This is a genomic window from Pseudomonas jessenii, assembly GCF_002236115.1.
Taxonomy (GTDB): Bacteria; Pseudomonadota; Gammaproteobacteria; order Pseudomonadales; family Pseudomonadaceae; genus Aquipseudomonas; species Aquipseudomonas jessenii.
This window is the reverse complement of the sequence record NZ_NIWT01000002.1, coordinates 935540-960827: the sequence shown is the minus strand read 5'-3', so window position 1 is coordinate 960827 and position 25288 is coordinate 935540. Positions and strand designations below refer to the sequence as shown.

The 25288-nt window shown below is 58.8% G+C and carries 18 protein-coding genes and 1 pseudogene; 14 read left to right on the top strand and 5 right to left on the bottom strand.

The window, feature by feature from the left end:
* Positions 1-672: 672 nt before the first annotated feature.
* Positions 673-2877 carry an OsmC domain/YcaO domain-containing protein gene (locus PSJE_RS09100; RefSeq protein WP_090454673.1) on the bottom strand — a complete coding sequence of 735 codons (2205 nt, stop codon included), beginning with the start codon at positions 2875-2877 and terminating at the stop codon, positions 673-675.
* Positions 2878-2954: 77 nt separating this feature from the next.
* The gene (gene ptrR, locus PSJE_RS09095) at positions 2955-3833 is read right to left on the bottom strand and encodes a putrescine utilization regulator PtrR (protein WP_090454671.1); all 879 of its coding nucleotides are present in this window, start codon (positions 3831-3833) and stop codon (positions 2955-2957) included.
* Between the two features lie 100 nt (positions 3834-3933).
* Here ptrR and PSJE_RS09090 point away from each other — a divergent pair, with 100 nt between their 5' ends.
* From PSJE_RS09090 to PSJE_RS09040, 11 genes are all read left to right on the top strand, one after another.
* Entirely contained in the window at positions 3934-5325 is a 1392-nt protein-coding gene (locus PSJE_RS09090; protein ID WP_090454670.1) for an aldehyde dehydrogenase family protein, read from the top strand.
* Between the two features lie 527 nt (positions 5326-5852).
* Entirely contained in the window at positions 5853-7025 is a 1173-nt protein-coding gene (bcsQ, locus tag PSJE_RS09085) for a cellulose biosynthesis protein BcsQ (protein WP_090454668.1), read from the top strand.
* On the top strand, positions 7022-9253 hold the full coding sequence (bcsA, locus tag PSJE_RS09080; protein ID WP_090454666.1) for a UDP-forming cellulose synthase catalytic subunit: 2232 nt from the start codon (positions 7022-7024) through the stop codon (positions 9251-9253). Before bcsQ ends, bcsA begins: the two co-directional genes overlap by 4 nt.
* Positions 9250-11553: a cellulose biosynthesis cyclic di-GMP-binding regulatory protein BcsB gene (gene bcsB / locus PSJE_RS09075; protein WP_224795407.1), complete on the top strand. Its 2304-nt coding sequence runs from the start codon at positions 9250-9252 to the stop codon at positions 11551-11553. The genes bcsA and bcsB overlap by 4 nt, the downstream gene beginning before the upstream one ends.
* 22 nt (positions 11554-11575) lie before the next feature.
* Positions 11576-12802 carry a cellulose synthase complex periplasmic endoglucanase BcsZ gene (bcsZ, locus tag PSJE_RS09070; protein WP_090454662.1) on the top strand — a complete coding sequence of 409 codons (1227 nt, stop codon included), beginning with the start codon at positions 11576-11578 and terminating at the stop codon, positions 12800-12802.
* On the top strand, positions 12778-16644 hold the full coding sequence (locus PSJE_RS09065; protein WP_090454661.1) for a cellulose biosynthesis protein BcsC: 3867 nt from the start codon (positions 12778-12780) through the stop codon (positions 16642-16644). The genes bcsZ and PSJE_RS09065 overlap by 25 nt, the downstream gene beginning before the upstream one ends.
* Positions 16645-16661: 17 nt before the next feature.
* Entirely contained in the window at positions 16662-17330 is a 669-nt protein-coding gene (locus PSJE_RS09060) for an SGNH/GDSL hydrolase family protein (protein WP_057715532.1), read from the top strand.
* Positions 17327-18001 carry an alginate O-acetyltransferase AlgF gene (locus tag PSJE_RS09055; protein ID WP_090454659.1) on the top strand — a complete coding sequence of 225 codons (675 nt, stop codon included), beginning with the start codon at positions 17327-17329 and terminating at the stop codon, positions 17999-18001. The genes PSJE_RS09060 and PSJE_RS09055 overlap by 4 nt, the downstream gene beginning before the upstream one ends.
* 18 nt (positions 18002-18019) lie before the next feature.
* A complete protein-coding gene (locus PSJE_RS09050) occupies positions 18020-19429 on the top strand; it encodes an MBOAT family O-acyltransferase (protein WP_090454657.1) in 1410 nt (469 codons plus the stop codon).
* Positions 19429-20583, top strand: coding sequence for an alginate O-acetyltransferase AlgX-related protein (locus tag PSJE_RS09045; protein WP_090454656.1), 1155 nt, complete (start codon positions 19429-19431; stop codon positions 20581-20583). The genes PSJE_RS09050 and PSJE_RS09045 overlap by 1 nt, the downstream gene beginning before the upstream one ends.
* Before the next feature lie 79 nt (positions 20584-20662).
* Positions 20663-21004, top strand: a complete 342-nt coding sequence (locus tag PSJE_RS09040; protein WP_090454654.1) for a hypothetical protein — start codon at positions 20663-20665, stop codon at positions 21002-21004.
* A gap of 159 nt (positions 21005-21163) precedes the next feature.
* Here the strand turns inward: PSJE_RS09040 and PSJE_RS09035 are convergent, their stop codons facing one another.
* Positions 21164-21445 (bottom strand): excalibur calcium-binding domain-containing protein, encoded by a 282-nt coding sequence (locus tag PSJE_RS09035; protein ID WP_090454652.1) that lies wholly within the window; start codon positions 21443-21445, stop codon positions 21164-21166.
* A gap of 129 nt (positions 21446-21574) precedes the next feature.
* Here PSJE_RS09035 and PSJE_RS31930 point away from each other — a divergent pair, with 129 nt between their 5' ends.
* A complete protein-coding gene (locus PSJE_RS31930; RefSeq protein WP_256353585.1) occupies positions 21575-21703 on the top strand; it encodes a hypothetical protein in 129 nt (42 codons plus the stop codon).
* 102 nt (positions 21704-21805) lie between these two features.
* On the opposite strand, the gene PSJE_RS09030 is transcribed toward PSJE_RS31930, so the two are convergent.
* Together PSJE_RS09030 and PSJE_RS31280 are read right to left on the bottom strand one after the other, a co-directional pair.
* On the bottom strand, positions 21806-22054 hold the full coding sequence (locus tag PSJE_RS09030; RefSeq protein WP_224795408.1) for a hypothetical protein: 249 nt from the start codon (positions 22052-22054) through the stop codon (positions 21806-21808).
* Positions 22055-22155: 101 nt separating this feature from the next.
* Entirely contained in the window at positions 22156-22299 is a 144-nt protein-coding gene (locus PSJE_RS31280; protein ID WP_167362857.1) for a hypothetical protein, read from the bottom strand.
* A 328-nt stretch (positions 22300-22627) separates the two neighbouring features.
* Here PSJE_RS31280 and PSJE_RS31435 point away from each other — a divergent pair.
* Together PSJE_RS31435 and PSJE_RS09020 are read left to right on the top strand one after the other, a co-directional pair.
* Positions 22628-22947 (top strand): annotated as a pseudogene (locus PSJE_RS31435) (site-specific integrase); the annotation flags it as partial.
* Between the two features lie 294 nt (positions 22948-23241).
* On the top strand, positions 23242-24696 hold the full coding sequence (locus PSJE_RS09020) for a tyrosine-type recombinase/integrase (RefSeq protein ID WP_090454650.1): 1455 nt from the start codon (positions 23242-23244) through the stop codon (positions 24694-24696).
* Positions 24697-25288 lie beyond the last annotated feature (592 nt).

Sequence of the window (25288 nt, the reverse complement as noted above, 5' to 3'; positions counted from 1 at the left end):
GCTCAGCAATCGTTGGTTACATCTTTGATTTCTCGCGGAGTAACTTGTGATGCTGATAATCTGTTGACTAGCAGTCTGACTCCACAAGCACCCACACGAATTGCTTGATTCAGTTGTTAAAGAGCGGTTGGTTAAGATCTTTCATCTCAACCGAGGCGCGCATTCTACAGCAGCCTCATTTGCTGTCAAGTGATTATTTTCAGAAGTTTTCAAAGTTTCGCTTGGAAATCCTTAACAACTTCAACCACTTGCGCTTCAGATCTCTCATCAGCGGGAGGCGAATTCTACAGCGTTACACGCTGCTGTCAACACCTCTTTTTCAACTCCCTGTCGGCTTCGATGAACTGAAGCAACCCGCTGCCGAAAACTGCGTAACTCTTTGTTTACCAAGGAGTTTTCCGTTTCGACTGCGCCGGAAGTGGTGCGAATTATAGACATCTACAATCTGCCGTCAAGCACTGATTCGGGTTTTCTATCAATATCCTGCAGAATGCAGCAAACCGACCCATAGGACGCCTATATAGAGGAGCCAGAACGCCCCTCTATATAGAAGAGCTTCCCCATAGGCAGCCACAACCCATGTCATAGCCAAAAAATCAGCCCACGTGCACAGACGATTGACTGACGGCCAAAAAACAAAAAAGCACCCAAGGTGCTTTTTTGTTATCGCTATCAGTTGAACAAAGCCGACACCCTCGCCCGCGCCATGTGCAGCTTTTTGTAGCTTTCGATCAGGCGAAGGTGCCTGTCGAGCCCTTCCAGTTTCATGCTCGTCGGCGTCAGACCATAGAATCGCACGCTGCCATCCACGGACCCTATCGCCGCGTCCATCCGCTCGTTGCCGAACATCCGGCGGAAGTTGACCTCGTAGTCGCTCAGTTCCAGATCATCGTCAAGCTGCATTTCCAGCACGACGTTCACGGCTTGATAAAACAAGCCGCGCTCGACGGTATTGTCGTTGTATTGCAAGAAGGCTTCCACCAGATCCTTGGCCTGATCAAACTTCTGCAAGGCGAGATAAATCAGCAGCCTCAGCTCCAGGATCGTCAACTTGCCCCAAGGCGTGTTGTCGTCGAACTCGATGCCGATCAAAGTGGTGATGTCGGTGTAGTCATCCAGCTCGCTGTTTTCCAGACCTTGGGCCAGCGATCTCAGGCCGACTTTGCTCAGGCTGTGCAGGTTCAGGATGTCAGCGCGGAACTGCAGCGCTTTGTTGGTGTTATCCCAGATCAAATCTTCTACCGGATAAATTTCCGAGTAACCCGGCACCAGAATGCGGCAGGCCTTGGCACCAATGTGCTCATAGACTGCCATGTACACTTCTTTACCCATGTCTTCGAGAATGCCGAACAGGGTCGCGGCCTCTTCGATATTGGAGTTTTCGCCCTGACCGGAGAAATCCCACTCAACGAATTCAAAATCCGGTTTTGCACTAAAGAAGCGCCACGAGACCACACCGCTGGAATCGATAAAGTGCTCGACGAAGTTGTTCGGCTCAGTCACCGCCTGACCTTCGAAGGTCGGCTGAGGCAGATCGTTCAGGCCTTCGAAACTGCGGCCTTGCAGCAGCTCCGTCAGGCTGCGCTCCAGCGCCACTTCCAGGCTGGGGTGCGCGCCGAACGAGGCAAACACGCCACCGGTACGCGGGTTCATCAAGGTCACACACATCACCGGGAACTCCCCGCCCAGCGATGCATCCTTGACCAGCACCGGGAAGCCCTGCTCTTCCAGGGCCTGGATACCAGCCAGAATCCCCGGGTATTTCGCCAGTACTTCCTGCGGCACATCCGGCAGGGCCATTTCGCCTTCGAGGATTTCGCGTTTGACCGCGCGCTCGAAGATCTCCGACAGGCACTGCACCTGGGCTTCGGCCAGGGTGTTGCCGGCGCTCATGCCATTGCTCAGGAACAGGTTTTCGATCAGGTTGGACGGAAAGTACACCGCCTCATTGTCCGACTGGCGCACAAACGGCAGTGAACAAATGCCGCGCTGGGTGTTGCCGGAGTTGGTGTCGTACAGATGCGAACCACGCAACTCGCCATCCCGGTCGTAAATCTTCAGGCAGTACTCGTCGAGGATTTCAGTCGGCAGTTCGTCCTTCGGGCCAGGCTTGAACCAGCGCTCGTCCGGGTAATGCACAAACGCCGCGTTGGCGATGTCCTCGCCCCAGAACTGATCGTTGTAGAAGAAGTTGCAGTTGAGCCGCTCGATAAACTCGCCCAGTGCCGATGCCAGCGCGCCTTCTTTGGTCGCGCCTTTGCCGTTGGTAAAACACATTGGCGAGTGCGCATCGCGGATGTGCAGCGACCACACATTGGGAACGATATTGCGCCACGAAGCGATTTCAATCTTCATGCCCAGGTCAGCCAGGATGCCCGACATGTTGGCGATGGTTTGCTCCAGCGGCAGGTCCTTGCCCACAATGTAGGTGCCCGCCTCGCTGGTCGAGTGCGGCATCAGCAACGCCTGGGCATCGGCGTCGAGGTTTTCGACCTCTTCAATCACAAACTCAGGCCCGGTTTGCACCACCTTCTTTACCGTACAACGGTCGATGGAGCGCAAGATCCCCTGACGGTCCTTGGCGGAAATGTCCGCTGGCAATTCAACCTGAATCTTGAAAATCTGGTTGTAGCGGTTTTCCGGATCAACAATGTTGTTCTGCGACAGGCGGATATTTTCGGTGGGGATATTGCGAGTTTCGCAATACAGCTTCACGAAGTACGCCGCACACAACGCCGACGAAGCCAGGAAGTAATCGAACGGCCCCGGTGCCGAGCCATCGCCCTTGTAGCGAATGGGTTGATCGGCAATCACCGTGAAGTCGTCGAACTTGGCTTCAAGTCGAAGGTTGTCGAGAAAGTTGACCTTGATTTCCATGTGCGATTACCAGAATAACGAGCTAAACGATTTGGCCGCCATTATCCGGTTTTTCGGCACAGACCGTTAACTTTCCGCTATTTATCGATCAACACCACACCGCGCTCCTCAAGCAAGCGCACAAACATCGTCAGGCTCTGCGACACGGTCCCTCTGCGCCACACCAGCCAGGTGCGTAAATAGCGGAACGACTCCGACAACGGCCAGACGCTGACCGTCGTGCATCCAGGCATGCTTTCGAGCATGCTGCGGGGCATCAGCGCCAGGCCGGCACCGGCGCTGACGCAGGCCAGCATGCCGTGATAGGACTCCATTTCGAAAATCTTGCCGGGCACCGCCACGCCATTGGCGAACCAGCTTTCGAAATGATGGCGATAGGAGCAGTTGGAGCGGAAGGCATAGATGTTTTCGCCATTCACATCCTTGGCCCGATGAATCGGGTCATGGTTGAGGGGGGCGATCAGGACCATTTCCTCCTCGAATGCAGGCACGCCCTCCAGCGCCGGATGCAACACCGGACCATCGACAAATGCAGCGGCCAGCCGCCCGGACAGCACTCCATCGATCATGGTCCCGGAGGGGCCGGTGGACAGGTCCAGTTCGACCTTGGCGTGCTTCTGGTTATAGGCGGCCAATAGCTCTGGAATACGTACCGCTGCAGTACTTTCCAGCGAACCCAGGGCGAAGGCTCCCTGCGGTTCTTCACCCGCCACGGTGGCGCGCGCCTCCTGAACCAGGTCGAGAATACGTCGAGCGTAATCCAGAAAGCTCCAGCCGGCCGGTGACAGGCGCAGGCGACTCTTCTCGCGAATAAACAGATCCACACCCAGGTCCAGCTCAAGCTGTTTGATTCTGGTCGTTAGATTCGATGGCACCCGGTGGATATGCTGGGCGGCTACGCTGATGCTGCCGTGCTCGGCGACAGCCTTGAAAATTTCGAGCTGAACCAGATCCAAGCCATTCTCCAAACGTGAACGTTATGCTCAGTATTATTCAGTTTCCAGAAAACATATAGCCCCATAACCTGAGCACATTCCTACCTCGCAGGACGGTGCCATGACCAACGTATCCAGCCTTACCCATGCCATTTCGATCAACCCCGCCACGGGCGAGCAGATCGGCCATTACCCTTTCGAATCCGATTCGGCATTACAGGCCGCGCTGACGCGGGCCGCTACCGGGTTTCGCGCCTGGCGCGGCAAACCGGTTGAACAGCGCGCGCAATTGTTGATCAACCTCGGTCAGGCTTTGCGCAACAATGCACAGGCCATGGCGAACATGATCACCCAGGAAATGGGTAAGCCGATTGCTCAGGCCCGCGGTGAAATTGAAAAATGTGCGCAGCTCTGCCAGTGGTACGCCGAACACGGCCCCGCCATGCTGAGCCCGGAACCGACTCTGGTGGAAGGCGGCAAGGCACGCATTGAATATCGCCCCCTGGGCCCGATTCTCGCCGTGATGCCGTGGAACTTCCCCATCTGGCAAGTCCTGCGCGGCGCGGTCCCCACCCTGCTCGCCGGCAATACCTACGTGCTCAAGCACGCGCCAAACGTCATGGGCAGCACCTACCTGCTGCTGGAGGCCTTCAAGCAAGCGGACTTCCCCGAAGGTGTTTTCGAGGTCATCAACGTCACCCCGGACGGTGTATCCAAGGCGATCGCCGATCCACGCATCGCGGCCGTCACCCTCACCGGTAGCGTGCGAGCGGGCATGGCCATCGGTGCTCAGGCCGGAGCCGCACTGAAGAAATGCGTATTGGAACTGGGTGGCTCCGACCCCTTTATCGTGCTGGACGACGCGGACCTTGATGAGGCGGTAAAAGCCGCCGTGATCGGGCGCTATCAGAACACCGGACAAGTCTGCGCCGCAGCCAAACGACTGATTGTCGAGCAAGGCATTGCCCGGGAATTTACCCGCAAGTTCGTCGAGGCCACCCAACAACTGGTTGTCGGTGATCCACTGGCTACCACCACCTATATCGGCCCGATGGCTCGCTTCGATCTGCGCGATGAACTGGATCAACAGGTGCGCGACACACTAAAAGAAGGCGCGACGTTGCTGATGGGTGGAAAGAAGGCTGAAGGCCCAGGTAACTACTATGAGCCCACTGTACTCGGCGACGTGACCGATCAGATGACATCATTCAAACAGGAGTTGTTTGGTCCGGTGGCCTCAATCATCACGGCCCGAGACGCAGCCCATGCGCTGGAGTTGGCCAATGACAGCGAGTTCGGCCTCACCGCCACCCTCTACACGCGCAATGTTGAACTCGCCCGGCAGATGGCCAGCGAACTTGAAACCGGCGGCGTGTTCATCAACGGCTATAGCGCCAGCGATCCGCGTGTCAGTTTTGGTGGCGTGAAGAAGAGTGGCTTTGGCCGTGAACTCTCGCATTTCGGGGTGCGTGAATTCTGTAATGCACAAACGGTTTGGCTGGATCGGCGCTAGGGCCGGTATAAATAGGGGTAATTTTCAGACACGAAAAAGCCCAGCCTTCTCAGGCTGGGCTAATTCATTGAAAAACAGGGTCGGGACGGAGTGATTGAAACTCGCTCCCTGGCACCCCATACAGTTAATCAATATTCATCCCTGGATCAATTTACCCATCTTCAAGCCCAGTAAAAACGGACCATCCTGCGCATCACTCTTCTCATCGAAGGCGATCAACATTCACACTCCATCGCACCAAAAATTATTTATCCGGACAAGTAACCCCATTACCTTTCATCCTGTTACACCTTATTGAACAGTGATTACTGGACAAACTCTAACACTCATACCTTCCACAAATAACACCCCCCCAATAACAGTCAGACCAACATCAATTAGTCTCGCTGACTTCTTATAACATTCGTTGACACTAAGACGTAGACACCCTAGATTAATGGCACTCTGCCAACGCCAAGACGACGCATCAACTTTTAAAAGTTAATGGAATGCTGAGTTTCTGAGTTATTTCATAACTGGTACAACGCATGAAATATGTAGACGATATTGCGAAACTCTTTACACGTTTTGGCGCCAATGCGGAGAGTTACCAGGAAATACAACCGAACTACAAAGATTTCAAAGACGACCCGGTTACACCAGCACTCGCTGAGCCAGAACCGTCGGTGGCCTTGCCTCCCCCAACACCAACACCAACACCCCCTGTATTTCTAATGGACGAGCCACAGCCTTCTTTATTGGTTGGCGCGTTGGTCGAGCCTGTGAAGAATGTTGTCCTCTCGCAACCTTCACCCATATCCCCTCCCCTGACCAAACCACCTGCGAGTTCTGCTACGTGCGATCGTCAGCGATTGAGCGACCTGTTGCGTGAACTCAACCAGGTTCGTCGGGACGGTCTACCAGAAATAACTCGCAAGCGGACCAAGGCGAAGGTCATTGCTATCGTTTCGGCGAATGGTGGAGTGGGTAAAAGCACCGTCGCCGCCGGCCTCGCAAAAACCCTTCGGCGCCCTGGCGGGCGTACCATCGCTATTGATCTGGACCCTCAGAACGCGCTGTCCGGCCACTTGGGTATCACCCGGCAGGTTCCCGGGCTGATCCAGCTCAAAGAACAGCACGCAGACTGGGGCGCTCATTGCCTGCCGGGCTTTAGTGACAGCGAGTGCCTGCCCTTCGGCACTGGCGAGGTGAACGACCGCCGATTGCTCAAGCAGTTGATGCTTGAAGATTCTGACTGGTTGAATCAGCACCTTGCGTCAATGAACCTCAGCGAAAACGATACCGTGATCCTGGACACTCCTTCGGGTGCGACCGTCTATTCGCAACAGGCACTCGACGCCGCCGATCTGGTGCTGGTAATGACGGTGGCCGACGCGGCCTCCTACCTGGCACTGGACACTATGACCCAGTGGCTGGAAACCAGCCCAAGACGCGCGCAGCGGCACCGGTATGTGCTCAACCAACGGGATGACTCGCGTTCGTTCTGCAGGGACATGGGCGTGCTGTTTCGGCGGCGGCTCGGCGCCAACCTGATCGGGACGATTCGCCTCGATCACCAGTTCAACGAGTCGCTGGCCTATGGTCGGGACCTGCTGCAGTACGCACCTGAGAGCATTGGCTGTCAGGATATTCTCTCGCTGTCAGGCGCGGTCCATGCCCTGCTTTTCGCGGATGCTTCCAGCCTGCAGGGCACGCCATGACCGCCCGGCTGAATCAGGCACCTGCGAAGGCGTGGTGGCTGGAGGAGCTATTGGACACTTTCCAGGCTCACGTCAGTCGATGGCCCAAGCGTTGGCGCCAAGGCCTGAAGCTCTCAGCCGGGTTTTTCGCCGCATTGCTGGTGCTGGGTATCCTCACCGCGCCGCTGAACCTGTATTCCCAGGCCGCGTTTGCTGCCGTCTGTTTCGCCACCAGCCTGATCATTCGCAAGCAAGCCGGGCGTCTGGCGATCCTGACGCTGATCACCCTCTCGCTGATCGCTTCGCTGCGCTACATGTACTGGCGCCTGACCGACACCCTGGGCTTCGACAATTGGCTGGATGCCGTATTTGGCTACGGGCTGGTGCTGGCCGAGCTGTATGCCTTGCTCATCCTCGTCTTCGGCTACGTACAGACCGCCTGGCCTCTGCACCGCACACCGCAGTTTCTGCAACAACCACCCGCTGAATGGCCGACGGTAGACGTTTTCATTCCCACCTATAACGAAGCGTTGGGCATCGTCAAACTGGTGGTGCTTGCCGCTCAGGCCATCGACTGGCCCGAGGGCAAACTGCGGGTGCACATGCTCGATGACGGACGCCGGGAGGAATTCAAGGCTTTCTGTCAGCAGATTGGTGTCAACTACATCACCCGCGACAACAATGACCATGCCAAGGCCGGCAACCTCAACGAAGCACTCAAAGTCACCGACGGCGAGTTCATCGCCATATTCGATGCCGACCACGTGCCCACCCGCTCCTTCCTGCAGATCACCATGGGCTGGTTTTCAAAGGACCCGAACCTGGCGTTGCTGCAAACACCGCACTTCTTCTATTCACCCGATCCGTTCGAAAAAAACCTCGATACCTTTCGCTCGGTACCCAATGAAGGTGAGTTGTTCTACGGCCTGGTGCAGGACGGCAACGACCTGTGGAACGCAGCATTTTTCTGCGGCTCTTGCGCGGTCATCCGGCGGACTCACTTGCTGGAAGTCGGCGGCATCGCCACCGAAACCGTGACGGAGGATGCGCACACGGCACTCAAGCTCAATCGCCGTGGCTTCAATACGGCCTATCTCGCCATTCCACAAGCGGCGGGCCTGGCCACCGAAAGCCTTTCCCGACACATCAGCCAGCGCATACGTTGGGCGCGAGGCATGGCGCAGATTTTTCGGACCGACAATCCGCTATTTGGCAAAGGTCTGAACCTGGGGCAACGCATCTGCTACCTCAACGCCATGATGCACTTTTTCTACAGCCTGCCCCGGCTGGTGTTCTTGACCGCACCCTTGGCCTATCTGTTTTTCGACGCGCAGATTTTCCATGCCTCGGCGTTGATGGTCACGGTCTATGTACTGCCGCATATTTTCCATTCCAGCCTGACCAACTCCGCCATCCAGGGGCGTTTCCGCCATTCCTTCTGGAACGAAGTGTATGAGTCGGTGTTGGCCTGGTACATCATGCGACCGGTACTGTTGGCCCTGATCAGCCCTTCGCTGGGCAAGTTCAATGTGACCGACAAGGGCGGCACCATCGAGAAGGACTATTTCGACTGGAAGCTTGCACGGCCTTACATCGTGCTGCTGACCTTGAACATGATCGGTCTGGTGATTGGCGTGATGAAGCTGGTCGGGAGTGATTCGGCCGAGGTCACGACCTTGCTGATCAACCTGGCCTGGACCGTGTACAACATCATCATCGTCAGCACCGCCGTAGCGGTGGCCACTGAGTCCTCCCAGGTACGCAACGAACCCAGGGTGCCCGCTGACCTGCCCGTGCGTGTCTACCGCGAAGACGGCACCTGGTTCGATTGCAAAACTCAGGACTTCTCACAAAACGGCGTGGGTCTGGCACTGCCACCGCAGGTGCAGCTCAGCGTCGATGAGAAGCTGCGGCTGTGCATTTTGCGCACGCCGCCTTCAAGCCTCTTTCCCGCAACAACGATCTTCAACAACGACGGCGTGGCAGGCGTGCAATTCGAGGGCCTGACCCTGCGCCAGCAAAGCGAACTGGTGCGACTGACCTTTTCACGGGCAGACACCTGGGCCAATACCTGGGGTAACGGCCGCCTCGACGCGCCCATGTCGGCATTGCGCGAGGTCAGCAGCATTGGCTTACGCGCCATCCTGCGCTTGTTCGTTGCAAGCCTGAAGGACAGCCACGCGCTGCTGCGCAAACGCCCCGACACTCCATCACCCATCGACTCCACCGCGGACACGCAACGATCTTGAAGCCTTCCACTCGCCGGACCTTTCTTCCTCGTCGCTCACTCATGCTGATCGCCTGCTCGCTAGTGGGCTGGAACGGCTGGGCATTGAGTGCTGCCGCCCAAATCAGCGCCACAGAGCCGGCGGTGTTGCCGGTCGCATCGTTGCCCGTGACCGATGCCCCGGGCAACAGCTATACCCGCACCCTCAAGGAGCTGGGCAAAAGCTATTCGATGACCCTAAAAGGCGTGGAGGCTACCGACAGTGTGAATTTCGATGTGCGCGCCGATGAGGTCGTCACGGCTGCACAGGTCACGCTGCAGTACAGCTACTCACCGGCGCTGCTGGCCGACCTTTCGCAAATCAACGTGCTGATCAACGATCAAGTGGCCGCCAGCCTGCCCCTCCCGAAGGAAGAGGCCGGTAAATTGCAGACCCGGACCGTGCAGATTCCGCCGCAGACCATCACCGAATTCAATCGGCTCAGCCTGCAGTTCATCGGTCATTACACGATGCAATGTGAAGACCCTTTGCACTCCAGCCTTTGGGCCAGGATCGGCAATGAGAGCCAGCTGAGCCTCCAGGTAACGTCGATTAAACAGCCCAACGACCTGTCCGCTCTGCCGCTTCCCCTGTTCGATCGTCGGGACGCCTCGCCCCTGAAACTGCCCTTCGTGTTCGCCGCGCGCCCGGGCGGTCCTGAACTTGAGGCCGCCGGGATCCTGTCGTCCTGGTTTGGCGCCCTGGCCAGCTACCGTGGCGCAACCTTCCCCGCCAGCCTCACCAGCCTGCCGGCCAAGGGCAACGCGGTGGTGTTTGTCATCGGTAACGAATCAACGACCTTGAGTGGTTTGCCGATCAAAGAGGCCACGGGGCCGACATTGACCCTCATGAGCAACCCGAATGATGCTCAGGGCAAACTGTTGATCGTCTCCGGGCGCGATGGCGCCGATCTCAAGGTCGCCGCGACAGCGTTGGTCCTCGGCGGCTCGGCCTTTTCCGGGCAGAGCGTGGTGATCGACCGGATCGACTCGCTCAAGCCACGCCAACCGTACGACGCGCCAAACTGGCTGCCCTCCGATCGCCCGGTTCGCCTGGGTGAGCTGGCCAAGCCCGCAGAACTCAATGTGTCGGGTTACAACCCGGGACAAATGACGGTGGCGCTGCGCTTGCCACCCGACCTGTTCAACTGGCGTGAGCCTGGTGCGCAACTTGACCTGAAATACCGCTATACGCCGCAACCGGTCTCCACAAACTCTTCGTTGCTGATCAGTTTCAACGACACCTTCATCAAGTCGATCGACCTGCCTTCGATCGAGAAACTGGGCAACAGCGACAGCCTGCTGTCGATGCTCAAAACCGACGACAGCCTGGCCCGCACGTCGCGCATGCTGTTGCCACTCAATTCAGTCGCGCTGCAATCGCGCCTGCAATTTCGCTTCATGTATGACTACATCAAACAGGGCGAATGCCGCGACATCATCATCGACAACATGCGCGGTGTGATCGACCCGGACTCGACCCTGGACCTCAGCCAGTACGAACATTTCATGGCCATGCCCAACCTCGGGGTGTTCAAGGACAGTGGCTTCCCGTTCACCCGCATGGCCGACCTGTCTGAAACATCGGTGATCCTGCCCAACGAGCCAGGCCCGGCCGATCTGAGCGCCTATCTGACCCTGCTGGGCCGCTTCGGCGACTCCACCGGTTACCCGGCCACCGGCGTGAAGGTGGTCCACGCCGATCAGGTGGCCGAGCAAAGCGACCGGGATTTGCTGGTACTCGCCTCGGGCAACAATCAGCCGCTGCTACAGCAATGGCAAAGCCTTCTGCCGGCTAAAGGCGAAGACGCTGCGCAGTACTTTGAACTGTCTGACCTGCCCTTGCGCCTGCGCAACTGGATCAGCCCGGATACGAAAACCAATCTACGCGAAGCGCGCAGCAGCTTCAGGTTTAGCGCTGAGGACGGCAGTGCTTATCTGACCGGATTCGAATCGCCGCTCAAGAGTGGCCGCAGCGTGGTGTTTATCGCCGGCACAAGGCCAGACGGCCTGGCCGACGTGACCAACGCCCTGCTCAGCAGCGAAGAAAATGCCCAGCAATTGCAAGGCAGCCTGGTGGCGGTCAGGGGCAAGCATGTCGAATCGCTGGTCGCCGAACAGGATTACTACGTCGGGCGCCTGGGTCCGTTGCGCTATCTGCAGTGGTACCTCTCGCAGAACGTAATTGCGCTCATGCTGTTCACCCTCCTCGGGGTCCTGCTGCTTGCTTGCATGGCCTATCTGGCCCTGCGCTTACGGGCCAAACGTCGTCTTGGCCAATGAGCCGCGCAGGCCTGTGTCGTCCATGAGCAGCCGGGGTGCTTCACTTCGCCAGGGCCTGCGCGGTAACGCGCGCAGGTTGAGCGCTGTGCTTGCGCTTGCCGTGCTGGCGCCGGCAACAGCAGCCGCAAAATCCTGCGAGTCGCCAGCCTGGCCACTGTGGCAAACCTACGCAACGCGCTTCGTCCAGGACGACGGCCGGGTTCTGGAATCGAGCCTGAAGAACAATCACAGCACCTCTGAAGGGCAGTCCTACGGCATGCTCTTCGCACTGATCGGCAACGATCAGCCACGCTTCGACACGCTCTGGCGCTGGACCTCGGCCAACCTCGCCGGCGCAGACATCGCCACACGCCTGCCGGGCTGGTTATGGGGGCAAGGCACGGACGGTCAGTGGCGCCTGCAAGACTCCAATTCGGCCGCCGACGCCGACCTGTGGATCGCCTACGCCCTGCTCGAAGCCGCACGCCTGTGGGATCGGCCGGACTATCACCGAGACGCCCTGCACCTGATGGCGACGATCGAGGAGCAATTGGTCGTCAAGCTGCCCGGGCTGGGCCCGATGGTATTACCTGGACCACAGGGTTTCGTCCAGCCGGACGCTCTCTGGCGCCTGAACCCCAGCTACCTGCCATTGCCGCTGTTACGGCGGCTGGCCAAGGAAGCACCGTCCGGGCCCTGGCAAGCGATCGCCCACAACACCGCGACGATGATCGCCCAATCCAGCCGCCACGGCTTCGTCGCGGACTGGGTCGGTTATCAAGGCACTTCAGCGCAATCGGGTGTTTTCGTCAGCGACCCGATCAACGGCGATACGGGCAGCTACGACGCCATTCGGGTGTATCTCTGGCTGGGCATGAGTGATACCTCCGAGCCGCTGGCAGCGCTGCTGCTCAAACGGCTGGACGGCATGGCCCGCAGCACTGTCGCGACGGGTTCCCCACCGGAAACGGTCGAGGTTCGCCACGGCAGTGCCCGGGGTCAGAGCCCGTTCGGATTCCGGGCTGCGCTGATTCCCTACCTTCAGGCCAAGGGGCAACCCGGGTTGGCCGATCAGCAGCGACACCGCGTGGAACTCGCCTTGCGCGAGGCACTGGCCAGGCCTGATGCCGACGTCGGTCCGCCGCGTTACTACGACTTGATGCTCAGCCTGTTCGCGCTCGGCTGGGCAGATAAACATTACCGATTCCGGGAAGACGGAACGCTGAAACTCTCCTGGGAGACCGCATGCACGCGCACCACCGCACGCTAGCCATCGCCGCCATGAGCGCATGGACGGCTGCTGCTGCCCACGCTCAAAGTCCGACGCCACAGACATTACTCGTCGAGCAAGGGCAGTACTGGCAGTTGCACAAAAACCCTCAACGCGCTGCGGAAGTCTGGCTGAAAGTCCTGCTGCTGGACCCGGTCCAGGTTGACGCACTGTATGGCCTGGGCTTGATCGGCGTGCAACAGGGCAAGCCACAACAGGCGCAGCAATACCTGGCCCGCTTGCAAGCCATCGAGCCAGCGCCTCGGCAGGCACTGCAATTGGCGCAGGACATCGCCCTGGCACAACCGCAGAGCCAGCAGCGCCTGGAAGAGGCTCGGCGCCTCGTCGATGCCGGTGAGCGTGACAAGGCGACCGCCGAGTTTCGCTCGCTGTTCGATGGCCGTCCGCCTCAAGGCACGATCGGCCGCGAGTATTACAACAACCTTGCCTTCAATCAGGCTGACTGGCCTGAAGCACGCAGCGGATTTCAGCGCCTGCAACGAGAAATGCCCAATGACTCGATCGTCGCGCTGTTTTACGCCAAGCATCTGGTGCGCCATGAAGACAGCCGTGCCGAAGGTATCCGCGCCCTGGCCGCGCTGACCCAGCGTACCGACATTGCCGGTGATGCCGACGAAAGCTGGCGCCTGGCGCTGACCTGGATCGGTCCACCCAATCCGGCACAAGTGCCGTTGTTCGAGGCGTACCTCAAGACGCATCCGGATGACGTGGAAATTCGGGCGCAGATGGACAAGGGCAAGCAACAGGTAGTAGCAACGACGGCCAGTAAGGGATGGCAACCGCCCGCCGACGTCGCGCGCGGCCTGAAGGCGCTCAAGGCAGGCGATCAGGCTACCGCCGAACAGGCTTTTCAAGCGCGCTTGAAAACCCAACCCGATGATGCCGACGCGCTGGGCGGTCTTGGGGTTGTTCGCCAGCAGCAACGCCGACTGGCCGAAGCGGAAAAGCTCCTGGTTCAGGCCACGCGACAACCTGACGGCAGCCAGTGGCAAGCCGCACTGAACGAAGTGCGCTACTGGTCTGCGTTGCAGCAGGCTGGGGACGCCCAGGCCAAAGGCCAGTCAGCCCAGGCACAGGCCCTGGTAAACCAGGCGCTGCGCCTGACTCCGAACGGGGTCGACGCTCGCCTCGCCCTGGCGGATATTCAGGCCAGCGCGGGTCAGTTCGATGACGCTCAGGGCAACTATCGCCAGGTATTGAACCTGCGCCGCGACGACCCTCGAGCACAGGAAGGGCTGGTCAACGTGCTGCTCAAGAGCGGCAAGAACGATGAAGCGCTGCAACTGATCAACAGCCTGCCCGCCACCGGGCAGGCAAAGATCGGCCAGTCCGCACGTCTGAAAGCCTTGCGTGCGACGCAACTGGCCGCCCTCGCCGAACAACGCAACGACCTGCCCGCAGCGCGCAACGCCTTGCAAGACGCGTTGCGCTACGAACCGGACAACATCTGGACGCGTTTCGCCCTGGCCCGCCTGAACCTGGCGATGGGCGAACCGCAAAAGGCCCGGGACCTGATCAACGCCATGCTCCAGGCCCATCCCGACAATGCCGATGCGCTTTACGTCAGCGCCTTGCTGTCGGTCCAGATGGGTGAGTGGAAAGCCGCACAGACAACGTTGGGACGCTTGCGCCCCGACCAGCGCACCCCGGACATGCAAGCGCTGGCCGCTGATGTCAGCCTCAACCTGCAACTCAGCCAGGCGATAGAGTTGGGCAAACGCGGACAGCGCCAGGAAGCCCTGACCTTGCTCGATCGTATTCAGCCGATGACCAACAACAGTCCGGATCGCACAGCGAGCCTGGCTTCGGCCTATGTCGACATCGGCGAACCGACTCGCGCACTGACCCTCATGCGCGGCCAGTTGCAACACACCACGGCGCCCTCGGCGGATTTCATCCTGCAATACGCCACCGTCCTGCTTAAATCCGGAGAAGATGCCCAGGTCAACGAGATTCTGCGCGATCTTCAGAACAGGCCCTTGAACGCGCCGGCTCGCAAGCGTTTCGACGACCTGCTCTACCTCTATCGCATCCGCCAGGCTGACCAACTGCGTGAACGCGGCGATCTGGCCAATGCCTATGACACGCTGGCGCCCGCACTGGCACAACGTCCCGGTGACAGCGCTGCCGTCGCGGCCCTGGCGCGGATGTACTCGGCCAATGGCGACACGGCAAAAGCCCTCGAACTCTACAAACCGCTGTTACAGCGCCAACCAAACGACCCGCAACTGCTGCTGGGTGCTGCCGACGCGGCGGTGCTGGCACATGACACGGCCTTTGCCGAACAGGCGCTGCAACAGCTGCTCAAGACCGAATCCGGTAACCCTCAAACGCTGACCGAGGCCGCACGTCTCTACCAGAACATGGGCAAAACCGGCACGGCCACCGATCTGCTGCGCAAGGCCGTGGCCATCGAACAGAGCGAGAAACGCAGAAGCCAGGGCGGCCAACTGGCCGGTTCGACGGTGGCGCCCAACCCTTTTGCCGGGGTGTCGGGCTCACGTAACGAAGTCAGTCGCGACACTTTACTGGCAGCCATCCCGCCACCGGTTCAAGAGATGCCGGGCCGCATGACGTCCCACACCCCTTTCGGCGTCGATGCCCCGCCAAGGCCGCAGCAGGCGAGCAATCCATTCGAGTCGCAGCTGCCACGCGCAGCATTGGTGAGCGAGGACATCAGTCCCGCACAACTGGCACTGAATAAAATCCTCCAGGAGCGCAGTGCCTACGTCACCCAGGGCGTGAGCATTCGTAGCAACGACAGTGAGTCGGGACTGAGCAAACTGACCGACATTGAAACACCGCTGGAAATCAATATTCCGCTGGATGAAAGCCGCGTCGCCCTGCGCGTGACGCCGGTCTCGCTGAACGCCGGCAGTGCCAACAGCGAGGCGTTGTCGCGTTTTGGCAATGGTGCGCAGAGCGGCAGCGTCGGTTCGCAAAAAGCCGAGGGCGTCGGCCTTTCCGTCGCCATTCAACGGCCCGCGGACGGGCTCAAAGCCGATCTCGGCACCACCCCCCTCGGCTTCAAATACAGCACAGCCACCGGCGGCATCAGCGTTGATCGCCCCATCAGCGACACCTCTAATGTCCGTTACGGCGTGAGCGTTTCCCGGCGTCCGGTGACTGACAGCGTCACCTCGTTTGCCGGCACCACGGACAAACGCAGCGGGCAGTCCTGGGGCGGAGTGACCGCCAATGGCGGGCGCGGCCAGTTGAGCTTCGACGACAACGAAGTCGGCGTATATGGCTACGCCTCCTGGCACCAGTTATTGGGCAACCATGTCGAGTCCAACAGCCGTAGTGAACTGGGCAGCGGTGTGTACTGGTACCTGCAAAACGCAACGGACAGCAAACTGACCGTCGGCCTGAGCATGACCGGCATCAGCTACGCCAACAACCAGGACTATTTCACCTACGGCCACGGCGGCTATTTCAGCCCGCAGACGTTCTTCGCCCTGGGCGTGCCGGTGACCTGGGCACAACGCACCGGGCGCTTGACGTATCAAGTCAAGGGTTCGGTCGGCGTGCAGCATTTCGAGCAGGACAGCGTCGACTATTTCCCGACCGACAAAGCCCTGCAGGCGGCCTCGGGCCTGCGCTACGCCGGGCAAAATAAAACCGGGATCGGCTACAGCGTCGCGGCGGCGGCTGAATACAAGGTCGCTTCGAACTTCCTGCTGGGCGCCAATCTGGGCCTGGACAACGCCCGCGACTACCAACAAATCAGCGGTGCCCTGTCCTTGCGCTACCAGTTCGAGGAGATCAACGGCCCCATGAGCCTGCCGGTCAGCCCGTATACCTCGCCTTATTCCAACTGATCATTCTGGAGCTTTCGATGCCCACTTCTGCCCTTGCCGGTCTGACTCTCCTTGTCCTTGGGGAGAGCCACATGAGCCTTGCGGACCATTTGCTGGAGCCGCTGCACGACAACCTGACGCGCCAAGGCGCCCAGGTCCACTCCATCGGTGCCTGCGGCGCCAGCGCCGGCGACTGGCTGATCAGCAAGAAGGTCGACTGCGGTGCCGAGCGCAAAGGCAACGACAAGATCGTGATCAAGGGCCGTGACGCCACTACCACACCGATCCAGGACCTGATCGCCGCCGACAAGCCCGACCTGGTGGTACTGGTCATCGGCGACACCATGGCGTCCTATGACAAGCCGGTGTTTCCGAAGGCCTGGGCATGGCAAAGCGTCACCGGCCTGGCCAAGGCCATCGCGGCCACCGGGACTCGCTGCGCCTGGGTGGGCCCGGCCTGGGGCAAAGCCGGTGGCATGTACCAGAAGAATGATGCCCGCACCCAGTTGATGTCGCAGTTTCTGGCCGCGAACGTGGCGCCTTGCACCTACATCGATTCGCTGACGTTTTCCAAACCCGGACAGTGGATCACCACCGACGGCCAGCACTTCACCGTCGCCGGTTATCAATCCTGGGGCAATGCGATCGGTGATGCCGTGGCCAAACTGCCCGCTGACCGCATCAGCAGCACAGGAGCCGGTAAATGACCCGATCCGCATTCAGCTGGGCACTGTTCGCGCCCTTGATGCTGAGCCTGCACGCCGAGGCTGCCGACATTGCCCTGTACCCGACGGGCCCGGATCAGGACTCGGCCTTCCTGCGCTTTATCAACGCCGCCGACCGCCCACTGCAACTGCTGGCTGAAGGCTCGCGGGCTAGCCTCAAACTCGAAGGCACCCATGCTGTGTCCGACTACTTGCCCGTGCCCGCCAACCAGCCGATCAAGGGCACCCTGGAACGCAACGGCAATAGCCAGCCGCTGGACATCCAGGTGGCGGCAGGCGAATTCGCCAGCGTGATCGCCTTGCCGGACAGCGCACAAGGTATCCGCCAGGTCGTCATCCGTGAGCAACCCGACGACTTCAATAGCCTGAGGGCCTCGCTGGCGTTTATCAGCGCCGATCCTGCGTGCACCCAGGCCGGGTTGCGCGCTGCGGGGAAGAACACCGACCTGTTCAAGGAGGTGGCCGACGGCAGCGTGCAACGCCGAGCGATCAACCCGGTCAACCTGTCGGTTCAATTGGTCTGCGCCCAAACCAACGTCGGTGCCCCGCTTGACCTGGGCCAGCTCAAGGCCGGCGAGCGCTACAGCGTCGTGCTGCTGCCTGGCGCAAATGGCCCTTACCTGTTGCTCGCGACTGACGTCCTGGCCCACTGATCGGATCGCGCCACCACCATGGTTTTTGCTTCTCTCGAGTTTCTGACGTTGTTCCTGCCGCTGTTCCTGTGTGCCTATGCAGTGTGCCCAACCGCCTGGCGCAACGTCACGCTACTGATCGGCAGCTGGCTGTTCTATGGCTGGTTGAGCCCACAGTTCCTCGCGGTGCATGTGGCGCTGACAATCACGGCGTGGGTCGGCGGCTTGCTGATTGACGCCTTACGGGAAGAAAGCAAGGGCCGCGTACGGCTACTCGCAACGCTGATCGTGCTCAACACGGCGGTGCTGTGCTGGTACAAGTACGCCAACATCGTCGCCGGCACCTTGATCGATGCCGCCACCTGGTACGGCGCCATGCCCCTGGACTGGCAGCGGGTCATCATGCCGGCCGGGCTGTCGTTTATCGTATTGCAGGCGATTTCCTATCTGGTGGATGTGCATCGCCGTACCGTGCCGGTCGAACGCAGCTTCATTAACTACGCCACCTATATTTCGATGTTCGGCCATTCGGTCGCCGGCCCCATCATTCGCTATGACTGGGTTCGGCGCGAGCTGAATCAACGTTGTTTCAACCTGCAGAATTTCTCGCTGGGTGCGCGCAGGTTCATGGTCGGGATGAGCATGAAGGTGCTGGTGGCCGACACCCTGTCGCCCGTGGTCGATGTGGCGTTCAATGTGCAGAACCCAAGTTTCTCTGACGCCTGGATAGGCTGCCTTGCCTATTCCTTGCAACTGTTCTTCGACTTCGCCGGCTACAGTGCCATGGCCATTGGGCTGGGCCTGATGCTGGGGTTTCACTTTCCCGAGAACTTCGACCGTCCGTATCTGGCCAACAGCATCCAGGACTTCTGGCGCCGCTGGCACCTGTCGCTGTCCAGCTGGTTACGTGACTATCTGTACATTCCGCTGGGTGGCAATCGCAACGGCACCTGGAAAACCTACCGCAACCTGTTCCTGATCATGGCCATCGCCGGCCTCTGGCACGGTGGCGACAGCTGGAACTACCTGTTGTGGGGCTGCGCCCATGGCCTCGCGTTATGCGTTGATCGTGCCTGGAGCCGTTCCACCCTGCCCTCTGTACCGCCGGTGCTGTCCCATGGCCTGACTCTACTGTTTGTGTGCCTGGCCTGGACACTGTTCCGCGCCCCCGACTTTCATAGCGCGTTGAGTCTGTATGCCGGGCAGTTCGGCCTGCAGGGCATCGCCCTCGGTGATGAACTGTCCGTGACCCTGCGCCCGGTACACGGCCTTGCAGGCTTGCTGGGTGTGTTCGGTGTCATCGCACCACTGCTGCGCCCTTACTGTGAGAAACGACTGGGCGGCATTGCGTTTTACGCCGCTGCCCTTTGGCCCATCGCCGGTTTCATGCTGTCGTTCGCACTGATCGCCAGTCGCGAAACCGTACCCTTCCTGTACTTCCAATTCTGATGACGACCCCAAAGCACACCCCGCCACCCACTCAGCCAGATGAGCTGGCGACACGCAGCAGTCGGCTGGCAGGCGTGGCGTTGCTGATATTTCTGTTCATCGGGCTGCTGTCCTCTGGCCGTCTGATCGTCTCAGGGCAGATCTCGCTGTTGCCCGATAAAGTGCTGACCCCGCAGCTTTTTGACGGCGATATCACTCATCGGATCGCCAGGGAACTGTCGAACGCTCAACTCCCCACGACCTTCGCCGAGCTGGAGCGCGGTGTCAGCTGGCTCCTGCTCAGTGACAGCGGGCCAAGGGTTCGCTCGGGTTGTCCTGACTGGTTGTTTTTGGCCGATGAGCTCAAGGTCAATCATCAAGCACAGCGCAATGCCGATGCCAAAGTCCAGGCAGTGATTGATCTGAAGCAGCAGCTCTCCCAACGTGGCATCAGCCTGCTGGTGGTCATCGTTCCAGACAAGAGCCGCATCGCTTCCGGGCAGCGTTGCGCACTGCACCGCCCAGCCACTCACGAAGGGCGCATCCAGGCCTGGACCTCGAAGCTGGATGTGGCTGGCGTGGCGAATCTGGACCTCACCGGTGCGCTGACGCCACTGGGGGCCAGTGCCTGGTTGCGCACCGATACGCACTGGAGCGAGCCCGGCGCGAAGGCGGCGGCCGAGGCTATCGCGCAGCGACTGAAGCCCCTGGGCATCAGCGCAACGCCACGCAGGTCGTTCAACGAAAGTCATGCCCCGCTCGCGGTGCGACCTGGCGATCTGGTCCATCTGGCGGGCATCGACTGGCTGCCGCTCAAATGGCAACCCGCACCCGAAATGGTCGCCCAGACCAGCACCCACGAACTTCCCGTTGCGTCAGCCGCCAGCCCTGACACGGAGGCAGACCTCTTTGGCGATGCCGAACTCCCCAACACCGCGCTCATCGGCACTTCATTCTCACGCAACTCCAACTTCGCAGGGTTTGTGCAGCAGGTGCTGGGAGCCCCCGTAGGCAACTTCGCCAAAGACGGTGGAGCATTCTCCGGCGCTGCCAACAGCTACCTCAACAGCCCGGCCTTCAAAGAAACGCCGCCAAAGCAAATCATCTGGGAGATCCCGGAGCGGGACCTGCAGTCGGCTTACATCGAACCCATTGCCTATCGCTTGTTGCGGTAGGCCTGCCTTCTCTTAAACTCCACCAGGAACGCGCCTAAACTGAGATGCACAGCGATTGAGAGGACATGGAGCTCCACGCATGCGGACTAGCGCCCTTGTGATACTCCTTATCAGCTATGCCGTGCTGATGGTGATTTTTTTCAAGCTAAATGCTCGAAACAATCTACGCCGCAGAGAGGGTCTTTACCAAGCCTTTGAAACGACTATGCGACAGCATGGGATCAAATCTTTCGAGATCCTCAAGGAAAGTATTTATATCGGTAACAACTTTCGGCCATCAGAATTGTGCCGGGTATTGCTGGACGATTCAGGGCACTACTTTCTTTACTTGCATGCCAGCAACGCGCAACCAACTTTAACGCCGCTGACCGAGGAGCGAGCGTTACAAGCTGCACAGGGTGACATAGGAATTCAGGCATAGATCATCGCAACCGCTGCCACCAGTCACCTCCGGGGAGAGTGCGTGTAACGCAACTGGCGAGGTGAACCAATAAAACGTAGCTCACCTTCAAAGCGTGCCCTACGCCCTTCATCAGATTTCCACGATCCACTTACTAGCCTGCCGGTTCACTGCGAATAGTCACCGGCACCACTGCGACTCACAGGGTACTCCGTCGTTGTCGCCATCCATTTTCATTCCTGGGCAATTACGCAGAAAATTTTTGGCCTCTGCGCACGACGTCATCTGCGAGCAATACTTGCGTCCGTCGCATTTGACCGGAGCCGAAACAGGCTTCGGCGCAGTCAAGACCACGGAGATTCTTTGAGGACTCGATAGCCGAGCCTCAGCCCAGGACTGTAATTGAGGGGAAAGCTTCCAAGCCAACAGACCAACAACAAGCACAACCAAAATCAGTTTCATCTTGATCCATCCATGATGAGAGACCGTTTGTGTTCTCACGTTGCCTGCTTTACAGCGTAATCCACTAATCCACATACAGCCTGCCGGTGGGAAGCGGCAAATTGCTACGCGAGATGGAAGGAAGAGCAGATGCCAAATACTGACCTGCTCCCTTCCCTGCTGTTCAGGATCAGCGAAAACCAACTCGCCCTGAAGGCCATCGATAAAAATGGAGAATTCATCAAGATGACGCTCGCGGTGATGATGACGTCGGTGTGACTCAGGCCAGTCACGCCCGACAGCACATTCGGAGCAAGGAAATACCTCCCCTTTTCCTCGGCATGCTCACGCCATCACCCGGCGTGAGCATGCGCTGATTACTCAGATAAAGGCGAAGTCCGCCTCGGTGATGGCTGCCTGTGGGACGCCGGTCAAGGTGATGCTTCCCACACCCGACTGGCCAGTGACGGTTATGACGGCCTCGCCTAATGGTTCTCCAACAGTGAGATTCGCGAAGGTCAATCCGCTGGCGCTAGGGTTGATCAGGTCAGTGCCGCCCTCGAAGTCGGCGATAGTGTCCGTTCCCCAGAGGGAGGGAAAGTTCACTGCGAAACGTCCGCAGGGATTCATCGATGAGATCGTGGCAGCGCGGGTGGCGGCATGATCCTCTTACCAATAGCAGCCCCGCTCTACATGCTCTGGCTCATCTACAAGGGGCCGCGACGGTAAAGTCAGGGTCGATTATTTCCCTTTGCCCAACCTGCAATCATCAGTACCAACCCAGGAATCCAAAGACCGGGCGCGGTGATAGCAACGCCGCAGATCGCCAGAGGCAGCCCAGTTAAAAACAACGGATTTCGAAACGCCTTTTCCATAGCATCAACTCCTTTAAGAACGTATCTCATTAAACCACAAACCCTGCCGGTGAACGGCGGGCGAAGAATCCCTATGTCCAATCGAAGCGCGGCCCAAGTCGCGCCCGTCCCTCCCCGTTTTATCCGAGCCATGGATGCACCTGGCTACCTGGGAATGTGCCGGGATGTATTCAACAAAACTGTCCGGCCGAACGTTCGAGAATTTCCCATAGGAAAACAGAGCGTTGGCTTCGACCGGATTGAGCCCGACCCGTGGGCGGACGTCTACATCGAAGCCATGGCAATTGAAAAGACCGCAAATCAGGACAGCAATCGCCCTCGCAGCGAGCGCCAGCCCGAACGCCGTAAACAGAAACAAGCGCAGCACAAAGATCACTGGACGAAGGTTGAAGAGAGGTATTTGACGCGAGCATTCAAAGAAGCCCGGGAGGCGTCGAACTGCTACGCAGGATGGAAAGAAGAAGAGATGCCGGGCTTTCACGAAGTGCGCGCGCTGTCGCTGCACCTGTACAAAAAGCCGGAAAGGATGGACAGAAAATCGCTGGTCATGCGAGCGAAGGCATGACCAAAAACTACCAGCGGGACCACGAGGAAATCGTCTGGTCCGAGGCAATTCCGGACCTGAATATCAGCGAAATCACCGGGTAGTTTTGCGCCAGTTTTGTGCAGGTTTTGCGCAGGCACAAAAAAGCCGATCTATATGATCGGCCTAAATGCCTGATATTACTCAGTAAATATGGTCGGGACGGAGTGATTCGAACACTCTACCCCTAGCACCCCATCTCCTTTTTCATACTTCTTGAAAGACTCCGAAATTTCACTCTGGATTTTTCTAAGCTAGTATTTACTTGAGCTCCAGCGGTGTTCTGCTCTACGAGAGTCCAGTAACGTCCATCAAGAGCCGACGTTTTTGTGGGGGTAAAAGTAGGGGGAGTCCATTTCATGGCCAAAATCACCATCAAAGAACTCGAGTCGCTGACCGCCAATGATGCCGGCCGGATCCTCCGGGAGGATGGCAATCTCGCGGGTCGAATTTCCCTGCGTAAGGACGGCGTGTCGGTCAGCTTTTTCTATCGCTATCGGTGGGGCGACCAGAACAAAGAATACGCCTGCGGGTCCTGGCCACGCAAATCCCTGACGGACATCCGCAAGGCCCGCAACCAGGCTAGGGCGCTCATCGATGAGCAGATCAATCCCAACGAGCAGAAGAAAACCGCCAAGGCACAGGCATACGCCGCAGCTAACGTAGAGGCCGAACATGCAATAACGACGAAGGTGCAAACGCTGACCGTCCAGGATCTGGCCAGCGCCTGGCTGTTGGATGGCGTCGCGCGCAAAGACGGCAATGCCGAGTTGCAGCGCCGTTTTAACAAGGACCTATTCCCGGCACTTGGCAGGACCGCGGTGAACAATGTTTCGGAACACGATGTTCGGGCGCTGATCCGCACCGTGGTCAACCGCGGCGCTCACCGTCAAGCCATCAGCTTCTTCGCCGACCTCACCCAGATGTTCAGCTGGGCTAGAAAGCGCCAACCTTGGCGGGCGTTACTGGTTGAGGGTGATCCGACTGAGCTGGTCGACATCTCACCCCTGATCCCTGCCGACTACGAAGCGGAAAGAAGCCGGATCCTTTCCCCGGCTGAGCTATTGGAATTGCACACCCGCTTCCAGCAAATGACTGCCGATTACGACGCCCTCCCCGCGGGCCAAAAATACGAAGGCATTCGACCGCTAAAGAAGGAAACACAGCTTGCGCTCTGGATCAGCCTGGGCACGCTATGCCGGATTGGCGAGTTGCTGCAGGCCGAATGGAAAAATGTCGATCTGGACCAGCAGACCTGGTTCCTCCCCAGTGAAAACGTCAAGGGCACACGGGGCAAGAAGCAGGACCACCATGTCTTCCTCTCCCCCTTCGCCCTGCATTTCTTTCAGGAGCTCAAGACCCTGACGGGAGACTCCCAGTGGTGCTTTCCGAACAAGCAGGATGACGGGCATGTGGACGTGAAAGTGGTGAGCAAACAGGTGGGTGATCGCCAGGCCCGGTTCAAGAACCGCAAGGCCCTCTCCAGACGGTGCCATGACGATACACTGGTGCTTGCCGACGGCCAAAACGGTGACTGGACGCCGCATGACTTGCGCCGCACGGGGGCGACCATGATGCAAGCCTTAGGCGTTAGCCTGGATGTCATCGATCGCTGCCAAAACCATGTGCTGGCCGGCTCTCGGGTGAGGCGCCATTACCTGCATCACGACTATGCCGACGAGAAGAAAAACGCCTGGAACCTGCTGAGCGATCGACTCAGTGCAGTGCTGTCCTCGACCTACGAGCACACGCCAAACGAGTCGATGTTGTCTTTTCCCGCGTATACCGCGACTGGCTCTTTACCGCCTTCTTAAGTTAGTGTCTTTGATGTTGAGTTCTCATAGTGGCGCAAACATCACCGAGCACGTTCTTCAGCTTGATTTCGGCTTCAAGACCGGCAGAAAGCGGCCAATAACCGACGGTGGCGGCAGGCAAAACTCGCCTCTGATTGGCCAATCGTGCATCGACGACATTGGGGGAAACTATTGAGCTCGTTTGACGACTCTCGTCCATTCAACCACCAAGGCTCTACTTCGACGGTCGTTAGAAAACAAAAAGAACTCATTAGATTTTATGCGGGCAAGCCTGTCCGCCCTTCTCGATATTGGCAATGCCGGTGATAGGCCACGACGGCGCCTAGCAGTACTTCTCAAGCGGCAAGGACTCGAATCTGATAGAGGCTTACGTCTATTACTTCTACTAGCGTCCCCCTTTGCGCCACGCATATAACCCTCGCCGATTGTTCGAGTGGCCTAATTGATACGGCAGCGAATCGGCACCTTTTTGAGGGGAAAAGCTGCCCATAGCCGGCGCCATCACATCCAGAAAATTGGCACATTCGGTGCCACGCCCAAATTATAATAACAAGTGTTGCGCTAAATAAGCGTAGCTGCTAGCATCAATCTC

Bases quoted from the DNA above. Each gene is read 5' to 3' on its own strand.
- PSJE_RS09100 (WP_090454673.1), bottom strand. From the start codon at position 2,877: ATGGAAATCAAGGTCAACTTTCTCGACAACCTTCGACTTGAAGCCAAG.
- PSJE_RS09090 (WP_090454670.1), top strand. From the start codon at position 3,934: ATGACCAACGTATCCAGCCTTACCCATGCCATTTCGATCAACCCCGCC.
- bcsQ (WP_090454668.1), top strand. From the start codon at position 5,853: ATGAAATATGTAGACGATATTGCGAAACTCTTTACACGTTTTGGCGCC.
- bcsA (WP_090454666.1), top strand. From the start codon at position 7,022: ATGACCGCCCGGCTGAATCAGGCACCTGCGAAGGCGTGGTGGCTGGAG.
- bcsZ (WP_090454662.1), top strand. From the start codon at position 11,576: ATGAGCAGCCGGGGTGCTTCACTTCGCCAGGGCCTGCGCGGTAACGCG.
- PSJE_RS09065 (WP_090454661.1), top strand. From the start codon at position 12,778: ATGCACGCGCACCACCGCACGCTAGCCATCGCCGCCATGAGCGCATGG.
- PSJE_RS09060 (WP_057715532.1), top strand. From the start codon at position 16,662: ATGCCCACTTCTGCCCTTGCCGGTCTGACTCTCCTTGTCCTTGGGGAG.
- PSJE_RS09055 (WP_090454659.1), top strand. From the start codon at position 17,327: ATGACCCGATCCGCATTCAGCTGGGCACTGTTCGCGCCCTTGATGCTG.
- PSJE_RS09050 (WP_090454657.1), top strand. From the start codon at position 18,020: ATGGTTTTTGCTTCTCTCGAGTTTCTGACGTTGTTCCTGCCGCTGTTC.
- PSJE_RS09045 (WP_090454656.1), top strand. From the start codon at position 19,429: ATGACGACCCCAAAGCACACCCCGCCACCCACTCAGCCAGATGAGCTG.
- PSJE_RS09040 (WP_090454654.1), top strand. From the start codon at position 20,663: ATGCGGACTAGCGCCCTTGTGATACTCCTTATCAGCTATGCCGTGCTG.
- PSJE_RS09035 (WP_090454652.1), bottom strand. From the start codon at position 21,445: ATGAAACTGATTTTGGTTGTGCTTGTTGTTGGTCTGTTGGCTTGGAAG.
- PSJE_RS31930 (WP_256353585.1), top strand. From the start codon at position 21,575: ATGCCAAATACTGACCTGCTCCCTTCCCTGCTGTTCAGGATCAGCGAA.
- PSJE_RS09030 (WP_224795408.1), bottom strand. From the start codon at position 22,054: ATGAATCCCTGCGGACGTTTCGCAGTGAACTTTCCCTCCCTCTGGGGA.
- PSJE_RS31280 (WP_167362857.1), bottom strand. From the start codon at position 22,299: ATGGAAAAGGCGTTTCGAAATCCGTTGTTTTTAACTGGGCTGCCTCTG.
- PSJE_RS09020 (WP_090454650.1), top strand. From the start codon at position 23,242: ATGGCCAAAATCACCATCAAAGAACTCGAGTCGCTGACCGCCAATGAT.